This is a genomic window from Micromonospora sp. NPDC005299 (genome assembly GCF_042872345.1).
Lineage (GTDB): Bacteria > Actinomycetota > Actinomycetes > Mycobacteriales > Micromonosporaceae > Micromonospora.
Window position 1 is genome coordinate 605275 of record NZ_JBIAKG010000001.1, and the last position, 10469, is coordinate 615743.

The 10469-nt window shown below is 71.8% G+C and carries 8 protein-coding genes, 1 tRNA gene and 2 pseudogenes; 7 read left to right on the forward strand and 4 right to left on the reverse strand.

All coding sequences use genetic code 11. The annotated features are described in order from the left end of the window. Nucleotides 1–74 precede the first annotated feature (74 nt). Complete coding sequence (locus tag ACFYPD_RS02945; RefSeq protein WP_387108070.1) at nt 75–2603, reverse strand: putative bifunctional diguanylate cyclase/phosphodiesterase; 2529 nt, start codon at nt 2601–2603, stop codon at nt 75–77. A gap of 704 nt (nt 2604–3307) precedes the next feature. Between ACFYPD_RS02945 and ACFYPD_RS02950 the strand changes: the two are divergent. The 3 genes and pseudogenes from ACFYPD_RS02950 to ACFYPD_RS02960 form a co-directional block, all read left to right on the forward strand. Continuing rightward, a pseudogene (locus ACFYPD_RS02950) lies at nt 3308–3745 on the forward strand (ATP-binding cassette domain-containing protein); the annotation flags it as partial. Further along, nucleotides 3733–4047, forward strand: a pseudogene (locus tag ACFYPD_RS02955) (MerR family transcriptional regulator); the annotation flags it as partial. The pseudogenes ACFYPD_RS02950 and ACFYPD_RS02955, both read left to right, overlap by 13 nt. 155 nt (nt 4048–4202) lie before the next feature. Beyond that, nucleotides 4203–4583 (forward strand): VOC family protein, encoded by a 381-nt coding sequence (locus tag ACFYPD_RS02960; RefSeq protein ID WP_387108073.1) that lies wholly within the window; start codon nt 4203–4205, stop codon nt 4581–4583. A gap of 92 nt (nt 4584–4675) precedes the next feature. On the opposite strand, the gene ACFYPD_RS02965 is transcribed toward ACFYPD_RS02960, so the two are convergent. Then, a tRNA-Tyr gene (locus tag ACFYPD_RS02965) sits at nt 4676–4759 on the reverse strand. Nucleotides 4760–4905: 146 nt separating this feature from the next. On the opposite strand from ACFYPD_RS02965, the gene ACFYPD_RS02970 reads away from it, so the two are divergent. Next, nucleotides 4906–5400, forward strand: a complete 495-nt coding sequence (locus ACFYPD_RS02970) for a YajQ family cyclic di-GMP-binding protein (protein WP_387108075.1) — start codon at nt 4906–4908, stop codon at nt 5398–5400. Between the two features lie 71 nt (nt 5401–5471). Further along, entirely contained in the window at nt 5472–5771 is a 300-nt protein-coding gene (locus ACFYPD_RS02975) for a putative quinol monooxygenase (RefSeq protein WP_387108077.1), read from the forward strand. A 150-nt stretch (nt 5772–5921) separates the two neighbouring features. Here ACFYPD_RS02975 and ACFYPD_RS02980 read toward each other — a convergent pair whose 3' ends face one another. Continuing rightward, the gene (locus tag ACFYPD_RS02980; RefSeq protein ID WP_387108080.1) at nt 5922–7181 is read right to left on the reverse strand and encodes an MFS transporter; all 1260 of its coding nucleotides are present in this window, start codon (nt 7179–7181) and stop codon (nt 5922–5924) included. Nucleotides 7182–7377: 196 nt separating this feature from the next. Here ACFYPD_RS02980 and ACFYPD_RS02985 point away from each other — a divergent pair, with 196 nt between their 5' ends. Together ACFYPD_RS02985 and ACFYPD_RS02990 are read left to right on the forward strand one after the other, a co-directional pair. Continuing rightward, a complete protein-coding gene (locus ACFYPD_RS02985) occupies nt 7378–8217 on the forward strand; it encodes a DUF6065 family protein (protein ID WP_387108082.1) in 840 nt (279 codons plus the stop codon). Then, nucleotides 8217–9413 (forward strand): MFS transporter, encoded by a 1197-nt coding sequence (locus ACFYPD_RS02990; RefSeq protein WP_387108084.1) that lies wholly within the window; start codon nt 8217–8219, stop codon nt 9411–9413. Before ACFYPD_RS02985 ends, ACFYPD_RS02990 begins: the two co-directional genes overlap by 1 nt. Before the next feature lie 51 nt (nt 9414–9464). Here the strand turns inward: ACFYPD_RS02990 and htpX are convergent, their stop codons facing one another. Then, nucleotides 9465–10343 (reverse strand): zinc metalloprotease HtpX, encoded by an 879-nt coding sequence (gene htpX / locus ACFYPD_RS02995; protein WP_387108086.1) that lies wholly within the window; start codon nt 10341–10343, stop codon nt 9465–9467. Between the last annotated feature and the right edge of the window lie 126 nt (nt 10344–10469).

Consider the following 10469-nt stretch of genomic DNA (forward strand, 5'->3'; position numbering starts at 1 on the left):
GTCGCGCAGAGGAAACAGTACACGACCCCGTCGCCGAGGTGAAATCGGATCCCCCGTCACCGCGTTCCCACAGCTCAGGGCACGACCCGCAGGCGCGGCAGCTCGCCCGCCACGATCGTCTCCGGGTCGACCTGGGCACCGAACCAGGCCTCCAGCCGCTCGTACGGCAGGGGCCGGCTGAACAGGAAGCCCTGGCCGATCTCGCAGCCGATGTCCTGGAGCAGCTCCAGGGTCAGCTCGCTCTCCACGCCCTCGGCCACCACGGCCAGGCCGAACTGCTGCGAGAGCGTCACCACGGCATTGACGATGGCCAGGTCGCCCGGGTCCGTCGCCATCCCCTGCACGAACGAGCGGTCGACCTTGACCTCGTGCACGGGCAGCCGGCGCAGCTGGGCCAGGGAAGAGTTGCCGGTGCCGAAGTCGTCCACCGAGAGCCGGACACCAAGGTCGCGGAGACGCTGCAGGGTGGGGATGGGACGTTCGGTGCCGTCCAGTACCCCGGCCTCGGTGATCTCCAGGGTGAGTCGCTGCGGCGGCACGCCGTACTCGTCGAGCAGGTCCCGCACCAGGGTCGGGAAGTGCTGGTCGGTGAGCGTCCGAGCACCCAGGTTGACCGAGATGGCGAGCGCCTGCTCGCCGTGGCTCCAGTCCCGGCTGCGCCGCAGGCTCTCCCGCAGCACGAACTCGGTGAGCCGGCCGAGCTGGCCGGTGTGCTCGGCCACCGCCACGAAGTCGTCCGGGACCACGGTGCCGTGCGCCGGGTGTTCCCAGCGGGCCAGGCACTCCACCCCGACCAGGCGCCGGTCCCGCAGCGTGACCTTGGGCTGGAAGTAGACCTCCAGCTCGCCGTCGTCCAGCGCCCGACGCAGGTCGCCGGCGAGGCCCAGCCGGCGCAGCGAACGGGACTCCAGCGCCGGGCTGTAGAGCTGGACGCTGCCCGGGACCGACTTGGCTGCCGTGGCGGCCAGGTCGACCCGCTGGAGCAGCGTCACCGCGTCGCTGCCGTGCTCCGGGTGGACGGCCACCCCGACCGCGGTGTCCACGTCCAGGGTGAGCGCGTCGAAGACCATCTCGCCGCGGATCTGCTCGCGCAGCTGGCCGGCCAGCTCCAGTGCCGCCTCGGTGCTCTCCAGCCGCAGCGTCACCAGGAACTCGTCGCCGCCGGCCCGACCGACCAGGGCCGAGGAGGGCGCGTGGGCGCGCAGCCGCTCGGCCACATCCACAAGGACCTTGTCGCCCGCCGCGTGGCCCAGCGACTCGTTGACCTGGCGCAGCCGGTCGACGTCGAACAGCAGCAGGGCCACCACCTCGCCGGGCGCCGCGATCCGGACCGCCTCGGTCACCGCCGCGGTGATCCGCCGGCGATTCGGCAGCTTGGTCAACGTGTCGTGCTCGGCGTCGTGCCGGAGCCGGTCGACCAGCCGCGAGTTCTCCAGGGCGACCGCGGCGTGCGCGGCGACGGTCTCGAAGACCGCGATGTCCCCCGGGGCGAAGTGGTTGCCGTCGCCGAGCCGGTTGGCCACCTCCAGGGTGCCGATCACGACCGGGCCTGAGCGCAGCGGCACCACCACGGCGTCCTTGACCCGCCGCTCCCCCAGATCCGCCCGGAACTCGTCGTCGGTGGTCACGCCCCGGCCGACCGCGACCGTACGGCGGCTGTCCCGCACCTTCTCGCGGAGCGCCTGCGGGGTGTGCGCCACGTCCAGCAGCCCCGGGTCGTCGACCCGGGCGGTCAGCAGCGTCTCCGGGTGCCGCCCCTGGGCCGGGAGCCAGAGCGTCGCGTACTCGGCCTGCATGAGGGCGCGGACCCGACCGAGCAGGGCGTCGGCCAGGGTGCCGCTCTGCCCGCTCTCGACCACCGCGCGGGTCAGGTCGTAGAGGTCGGTCAGGGTGCGGTGCTGCCGGAAGAACTGCGCATACGACCGGTAGACCAGCACCAGGCCGGCGCCGATCGCGGCGAGCAGCAGCAGGGACCACCAGGTGCTGCGCACCAGGATCAGCACGATCAGCCCGACCGAGACGTTGATCCCGGCGGTCAGCAGGGGCGTCTTCGCGCTGCGCAGCGCGCCGCGTCCGGTCTGCCAGCCGTGCAGCAGGGTGTGCACGGCGACCACGCTGACGACGCTGACCAGCAGGACCATGCTGACGGCGGCGAAGATGCTGACCCAGGTGCGGGGCCCGACCCCGTTCATCCGCGGGAACGCCTGGAGCACCAGCACGGCCAGCGAGGTGCCGGCCGCGGCGCGGGCGACGTTGAACCAGACCTTCGGCGCCGAGAACCGGTGCCGGATGTGCGTGATCAGCGCCGTCAGCGTGTAGATGACCACGACGGTCAGCGGCGGCAGGAAGTAGAGCGCCAGGACGAGGGGCAGCTCGGTGAGGGTGACGCCGAGCGTCTGCCGGCGAACGACCAGGCTCAGCAGCGGCAGCCCCGCCACGATCATGAGGGCCAGGAAGAGCACTGCCTGCGGCCACTTGCCGACAGGGTGTTCGGCGATCAACCCGGTCACCGTGGCGCAGGCCACGGCGACCAGCGCCATCGGTGCCGTGATGATCCAGGCGTCCTCAGACGACCTACGTCGTGGCTGATCGCGACGGATCATGCCGCTCCTTCGGGTTGGCGGCGCGCCGCCCCCGTCACCGACGCGAGTCGTCGCCCGGCCGGCACCCGGTGCTCGTGACAGCCGGGCTCGACGAACACGGACCGGAGAGACCGGTCACTGCCACACGATGTCCAGGGTCTGCGCGCCCCCCGCGCTGCCATCGACGTCGAAACCGCCGGCACCGCCCAGGAGAGCGGCAAGAACGAGAAGTGAGCCAAGCAGCCGGCCCAACCTTCGACCAGACATGATTGCTCCTGTCGAGAGAGTTTCAGCGATGGTGGAGGTTCCACGATCGTGCCACACGGGGGGCACGCGGAAAAGCGGTGGAGGGCCCTCCTCGCGGCGCCGGACAGGGAAATCATCCGTTCGACCGGTGCGCCCGTCCCTCCGGCCCAGCATGGCGTCACGATCGGTCCCGAGGCTGCTACGGAAGGCGTGCACAACGACTTCCCGGTTAAACGGCGCGTAAGAGCAGATTCGCCTACCAGCCATGATGATCGGGCGACCTTGGCCACAATGGACGGCGAACCGGGCAGCCGCGGGGACCCCGTCGAACAGACTCCACCATCATCGATGTCCGGGCAAGGGGCTCGGGCTGTCCGATCCGCGCACCTCGCCACGGAACTACGTGAGGCTGGGGTAGACCGACTGCCCTGCTCTCGGGGCTTGACCTTGACGCAGCGTCAACGCTGCATGCTGGCGCCATGTCCAGAGATCTTCAGATGACAACCGAGCAGGTCCGCGGGCCGGTGATCCAGGTCCAGGGCCTGGAGAAGTCATACAAAGAGCTGCACGTGCTGCGCGGCGTGGACTTCGACGTGGCGCGAGGCAGCATCTTCGCCCTGCTCGGCTCCAACGGGGCGGGCAAGACCACGGTCGTGCGGATCCTGTCCACGCTGCTCAAGCCGGACGCGGGGACGACCAGCGTCAACGGCTTCGAGGTCGCCACGCAAGCGGCGAAGGTGCGGGAGTCCATCAGTCTGACGGGACAGTTCGCGGCCGTCGATGAGATCCTCAGCGGGCGGGAAAACCTGGTGCTGGTCGCCCGGTTGCGGCATCTGAGCGATCCGGGCCGGATTGCGGATGACCTGCTGGCCCGCTTCTCACTGACGGACGCGGCCACGCGGAAGGTGTCGACGTGGCGATGATCGTGGCCGAGCGGGACGCCTGGATCCTGATAGCGGCGCGCTGGCCGGAGGCGATCCCGGCGTTCATGGCCCAGAAGGTGGCCGAGCTGGCCGACCCGAAGATGGTCCGGCTCTACCAGCAGGCGGCGGCCAACGGGCAGCTGGACTGGCGGGACGAACACGTTCCCGACGCGGAGTTCATCCGCCTGATGGACGCGTTCGCCGATGGCGCCCACCCCGTCGTCGCGCGGCTGCGGGAACTGATCGTCGAGCGTGGTTGGACCGGGTGGACCCGGGTCGAGAAGCGCCAGCCCTGAGGCGTCACGACCTGCTCGCGTCGGCGGCTGTTTGCCACCCCCCGCCCAGGGGGCGAACCTGGCGTGCACGTGGCGCCGGCCGGGCCGCGCCGCGGAAGGCCTTCGCCTGTCGATATGAGTTGACCTCTTCGCCGCGCGGATACGAGGCTGACCGGATGGGGACCGTCATCCGCAATGTCGCGTTCGACTGCGCCGACCCGTACGAACTGGCGCACTTCTGGGGCAAGGTCTTCGACTGCCCGGTCGACCCGCAGGTCAAGCCCGACGACGAGGAAGTGGCCATCGAGCCGCCCTCCGGCGCCAGGCTCTACTTCCAGCGGGTGCCGGAGCCGAAGAGCGTCAAGAACCGTGTGCACATCTGCCTGCAGCCCGAGGTACGACGCGATCAAGAGGTCGAGCGGATCCGCGCCCTGGGCGCCACCGTCGTCGCCGATCGGCGCGATCCGGACGGCAGCGGCTGGGTCGTCTTGGCCGACCCGGAGGGCAACGAGTTCTGCGTGTTACGCAGCGACGCCGAGCGCCAGGCAACCGCATAGGCCATGCCACACCCGGAGCCGCCCTGCCGCTCGGTAAGAGACGACAAAGGCCCCCGACTTGCGTCTCCGCAGGTCAAGGGCCTTGCGTTCCCTGGTGGCGGGTAGAGGATTCGAACCTCTGTAGCTTTCGCGACGGATTTACAGTCCGCTCCCATTGGCCGCTCGGGCAACCCGCCAGGGCACCGCACCACGTCGCAACGCGGCAGCGGAAGCAAGGATAGCGGTTGCCCCCCGGACCGCCGCAAGCGGGTACCGTCAGGGGGTCCCACGCTGGTCAGTGGGGACGGATCAGGACAGACCGCCGGACAGCAGGAGCATGAGCATGGCAGCGAACCCGTCGTTCGACATCGTGAGCAAGGTCGACCGTCAGGAGGTCGACAACGCCCTCCGCCAGGCGGAGAAGGAGCTCGCGACGCGGTTCGACTTCCGCGGCACCGGCGCCGAGATCTCCTGGTCGGGCGAGGAGGCGATCAGCCTCCAGGCGGAGACCGAGGAGCGGGTCCGGGCCGCGCTGGACGTCTTCAAGGAGAAGCTGGTCAAGCGGAACATCTCGCTGAAGTCGCTGGACGCTGGCGATCCCCGTTCGTCGGGCAAGATCTTCAAGATCGACGCGAAGGTGATCCAGGGTATCGACTCGGACAAGGCCAAGGCGATCAGCAAGAAGATCCGCGACGAGGGCCCGAAGGGCGTCCAGGCACAGATCCAGGGCGACCAGCTCCGGGTGACCGGCAAGAAGAAGGACGACCTGCAGGCCGTCATCGCGCTGCTGAAGGGCGAGGACTTCGGCGTCGCCCTCCAGTTCACCAACTACCGGTAGGACACGCGTCAGGCCGTCGCCCGGATCAGCGCTTGGCGGCGGCCTGACCCACCGAGAGCGGGGAGCGGACGATGCCCTACGGCTACCTCGGGTCGATGAAAACCCGGCCCGGCTGCCGGGACGACGTCGTGGCCATCCTGTTGAGCGGCGTCGACGGGCTTCGCGAGGTCGGCTGCGAGCTGTACGTGGTGGGCGTCTCCGACCAGGACGACGTCACGATCTGGGTCACCGAGGTGTGGCAGAGCAAGGAACACCACGACGCCTCCCTGCGGCTTCCCGAGACCCGGGCCGCCATCGGCCGGGCCATGCCGATGCTCACCGGCGAGTTCACCAGCCAGGAGCTGACGGTGGTCGGCGGTCTCGGCGTCTGAGGGCCGGCCACGGTCAGCGCGAGAAGATCAGCAGCAGGATCACCGTCACGACGGCGCTGACCAGGAGCGACCCGAGGCAACCGACCCGGTTCGAGAAGAAGAGGAACATGCCGGGGTGGTACCCGCCCGCACCGGTTTGATCCCCGCGGCTCAGGCGACGAGCGACTGCTCGGCGCGTACCGCGGTGGCTTCGGCGCGGGCGATCGGGCCGGTGGGCGGCGCGGCGACCGCGGCACCGACGGCGACCGCCGCCCCGGCGAAGAGGAAGGCCCAGGGCACGCCGCCGGCGTGGTCGACGATGAGCCCGGCCACCGCTCCCCCGGCGGCGCTCGCCGCCACCGACATGGTGACCACCCAGGTGTACGCCTCGTTCAGCATGCCGGCCGGGGCGATCCGGCCGACCAGGGTGTTCTCCAGGGTCAGCGCGGGGGCGATGGTGGCGCCGCCGAGCACCAGCGCGACGCCGAGCGCGGCCGGGGTGGGCATCACGGCGAAGACGGCGAAGCTGGCCGCGACCGCGCCGAGCAGCCAGGCGAACTGGCGGGTCATGTTGGCGGCGGGCCGGCGTACCCCGAACCAGAAGCCGCCGAGGGCGCTGCCGATGCCCCAGACGGCGAGCAGCACGCCGGCGAGGCTCTCCGGGTCGTCGGCGGTGGCGTTCCCGGCGAAGGCCGGGACGATCACGCCGGCGGCGCCGAAGGCTATGCCGAGGCTGGCAACGCAGAGCAGCAGGGCCGGGAAGCCGCCGACCCGCAGCGGGCCGAGACCCCGGGCGTGGTGCTCGCGCGGGTGCGGCCGCCAGCCGCGCATCACCCGGCCGAGCGCGACGGCGGTGGTGCCGACGAGGGTGACCACGGCGGCGCCGATCAGCGCGGCGGCGGCGTCGGCGACCAGGACGAAACCGGCCACCAGCAGCGGGCCGAGCACGAAGACGACCTCGAAGAGGGAGGTCTCCGCGGCGAGCGCGGTGTTGCGGAGGTGGGCCCGGCCGGTGGCGGGGGCGGTGAGGTCGTTCCAGGCGCCGCGGATGGCGGCGGTGAGCGGCGGGTACGTGGCACCGGCGACGCCGGCGGCCAGGTAGATCAGGGCGAGGCTGCCGGAGCCGGACCGGCTGGCGCCGAGCAGCCCGAAGAGGGCGAGCGGGTGGGCCAGGGCGGTGGCCAGCAGCACCGGGGTGGGGCCGACCCGGTCGGCGATGCGCCCGGCGATCGGGCTGAGCGCGGCGCCGGAGAGCGCGTAGATGCCGCCGGCGACGGCGGCGAGCGAGTAGCGGTCGGTGACCTCCGCGACCACCAGCAGCAGCGCCAGCGGCGTCATGCCGATCCCGAGCCGGCCGATGACGCCGAGGATCAGCAGCATCGGGGCGCCGGGGATCCGCCAGACGCCCAGGTACTGGCGCAGTGCGGCCAAGGGTGCACCTCCGGTGCGGAGAAGGTAACGAGTGGATACCCTTCCGACCCTAACGCCGCAGGCCGCCGTGGGGATGGTCGGCTCGCTCACAGGGACGGCCCGGGCGGGGCTGCCTCGCCGGCGAAGAGCGGGTAGGTTGCTGATCGAACGAGGTCCATGCCTTCGCAGACTCCACCCATCGCCGTACGGAGGGCCGATGACCGGCACGGTCGAACCGCTGCGGGTCGAGATCTACTCGCTGTACGCCGACGCCCGCCCCGCCGAGCCCGCCTCTCCCAGCCTGGGGGGCTCGCTCCCGGTTCGGGCCGTGCGGCAGTGCCCACCGGTCGCCGTCGGGTCAGGTCTCGGCTGGTACGTCCACCCGCCCGCCGACTTTGCGCTGCGCTGGGACGGACACGAGACCGAGTGGAGCCTGCTCGAGGAGAACGAGCCGGTCCGCTGGCGCTCGCTGGCCGGCGGATACGACGGCAAGCTGCCGGACGCCGCCGCCCACCTCGCGAAGGCGCCCGAGAAGTTCCGCGACGACCTGGACATCTTCGACCGCTACGGCGGGGAGATCCCGTTCATCGACGTCGACCCGCGGGCGGCGAACATGGTCGAGCTGGTGACCGGCGTGGTGGCCCGGACCTCGCCGGGCTGGTGCCTGCTGGCCCGCGGCGCGCCGAACTGGCCCGCTCCCGCCGGGCTGCAGATCTACGAGGGCGTGGTGGAGACCGACTGGTACACCTCGCTCCTGCCCACCATCCTGCGGCTGACCGAGCCCGGCCGGGTGGTGCGCTTCTACCGCAACCTTCCGTTGATGTGCCTGCAGCCGGTGCACCGCTCCGTGCTGGAGGCGGCCGGCAAGGCCGAGCTGGTGACCGGGCAGGGCCTCGCCGACTGGCCGGACGACGTGTGGGGGGACTTCGTGGCGTTGCGCCGCCGCCGCCAGGATCCGGAGATCCGCAGCAGCTACCGCCGGGAGCAGGCGCGCCGGCTGCGCGAACACGCCAACTACCAGCCGCTCGGGGTTGAGGAAGGAAACCCGCCGAGCTGATGACCGACGCCGACGAACGGCTCACGCCCCCGCCCGGCTACCGAGCCCTGTTCCGCCATCCGGTCGCCTCCCGGCTCGTCATCGCCCGCGGCATCTCCGAACTGGGCGACTTCGTCGGGCTGGCCGCCCTGCTGCTGCTCGCGTACGACCAGACCCAGTCGGTGCTCGGCCCGGCCGCCGTGTACGCCGCTCGGACGCTGCCCGCCCTGCTGGTCGCGACCGTGTTCAGCGGCTGGTTGGACGTGCCGGCGCGGCGCACCATGCTGGTCGGGCTGTCGCTGGCCGGCGCGGCGCTGATCGCGGTGCCGACCGCCCTGCCCCGGCCGGTGCCGGCAATCGTCGCGGCCGGCCTCCTCGGCGCGGTCCGGGCCGCGTACTCCAGTGTCAACGTGGCGATCGCCGCCGAGGCGGTGGACGGCCCGCTGCGACTGCCGCTGTTCGGCCTCTCCGCCTTCGCGAACCAGCTCGGCCAGGTGACCGGCCTGCTCGCCGGCGCCAGCGTGACCGTGGCGCTCGGCCCCCGGGCGGCGCTCCTGATCGACCTGGTGTCGTTCCTGCTGGCCGCGGTCGTGCTGGCCGGGCTTCCGGGCGGTCGCGGGAAGCGCCGGAAGGCCCGCCCGCCGGCCACCGCCGGCATACGGATCATCGCCGGCCACCCGGTGCTGCGCGGCGTGGCTCTGCTCACCCTGGGCACGGTGCTCTCCGGGGCGCTGCCGGAGACCCTGGCCCCCGACCTGGCCGGCGGCGCGTGGCGCCCGGTCGTGCTGGCCGCCTCGGCGCTCGGCGGCGCGGTCTTCGTGCTGGTGGCGGCGCGGCGGGCCTGGCTGGCCCGGGTAGCCGGTCAGGTGGCGGCGGCCGCCGCGTTGGGCGGTGCGTTGCTGCTGGCCGGCCTGCTCGCCGCGGTCCACGCCCCGGCCTGGGCACTGGCTGCGGCGAACGCGCTGATCGGCGCGGGTGGCGGCTGGCTGATCGGGGCGCAGGCGACCTTCGCCCGCCTGGCGCCCAGGGAGCGGATGGGCCAGGTGGAGGCGACCATCGTGGCCGGGAACATCGTCGTCTCCGGCTGCGGGATCTTCCTGCTCGGCAGCACCGCCGAGCTGTTCGGTCCGGCCACCGCCTACCTGGTCGCCGGGGTGCTGCTGCTCGGGGTCGTGCTCGTCGCCCGGCCCGACCGGCTGCCCCAGACCACCTCCTGAGACACGTCCGCCCGCGTCCGAATGGACGCGGGCGGAGGCGGTCGGTGCGGGTCAGCGCTGGAACTGCACCGGCCCCGAGCTGCGGGCCAACTGCTCCAGCCGGGCCACCCGCTGCTCCATCGGCGGGTGGGTGGCGAACATGGCGGCGAGGCCGCCGCCCCGCTTGAACGGGTTGTCGATCATCAGGTGCGCGGTGCTGGTGAGCTGGCCCTGCGGCGGCAGCGGGCGGGCCTGCGTACCCTGGTGGATCTTGCGGAGGGCGCTGGCCAGGGCCAGCGGGTCCCGGCTCAGCTCGGCGCCGGACTGGTCGGCCTGGAACTCCCGGCTCCGGCTGATCGCCAACTGGATCACGGTGGCCGCGATCGGGCCGAGGATCAGGGTGAGCAGCAGCACCGCCGGGTTCGGGCCGTCCTCGTCGTCGGAGGAGCCCAGCGGGATGAACCAGGCGAGATTCGCCAGCGCGGTGATGATGCCGGCCAGACCGGCCGCCACGCTGGAGATCAGGATGTCCCGGTTGTAGACGTGCGACAGCTCGTGGCCGATCACGCCGCGCAGCTCCCGGTAGTCGAGGATCTCGACGATGCCCTGGGTGACGCAGACCGCCGCGTGCTCCGGGTTACGCCCGGTGGCGAACGCGTTGGGCTGCGCCGTCGGGCTCACGTAGAGCCGGGGCATGGGCTTGCCCGCCTGGGTGGAGAGCTCCCGGACCATCCGGTACAGCTCGGGGAACTGTGCCTCGGTGACCGGTTGCGCCCGCATCGAGCGCAGGGCGAGCTTGTCGGAGTAGAAGTAGGTCACACCGTTCATCAGCAACGAGAGGACCACGGCGAGGACGAGACCGCCGCTACCGCCGAACCAGTAGCCGACCGCGAGGATCAGCGAGGTCAACAGGCCGAGCAGCGCTGCGGTCTTGAGACGGTTGTGATGCACGATCGCTCCTTCGGTGCGCGGGCCCGCGCGGGGTCCGCTGACCGGTTCAACAACACCGGTACCCGCCAACCATCCTGCTCATGGCTGAAAGTTGGCTGGGGATTCCTGTGCGCGCGCTGTGCCAGG

Bases quoted from the DNA above. Each gene is read 5' to 3' on its own strand.
- ACFYPD_RS02945 (WP_387108070.1), bottom strand. From the start codon at position 2,603: ATGATCCGTCGCGATCAGCCACGACGTAGGTCGTCTGAGGACGCCTGG.
- ACFYPD_RS02990 (WP_387108084.1), top strand. From the start codon at position 8,217: ATGACCGACGCCGACGAACGGCTCACGCCCCCGCCCGGCTACCGAGCC.
- ACFYPD_RS02985 (WP_387108082.1), top strand. From the start codon at position 7,378: ATGACCGGCACGGTCGAACCGCTGCGGGTCGAGATCTACTCGCTGTAC.
- ACFYPD_RS02970 (WP_387108075.1), top strand. From the start codon at position 4,906: ATGGCAGCGAACCCGTCGTTCGACATCGTGAGCAAGGTCGACCGTCAG.
- ACFYPD_RS02975 (WP_387108077.1), top strand. From the start codon at position 5,472: ATGCCCTACGGCTACCTCGGGTCGATGAAAACCCGGCCCGGCTGCCGG.
- ACFYPD_RS02960 (WP_387108073.1), top strand. From the start codon at position 4,203: ATGGGGACCGTCATCCGCAATGTCGCGTTCGACTGCGCCGACCCGTAC.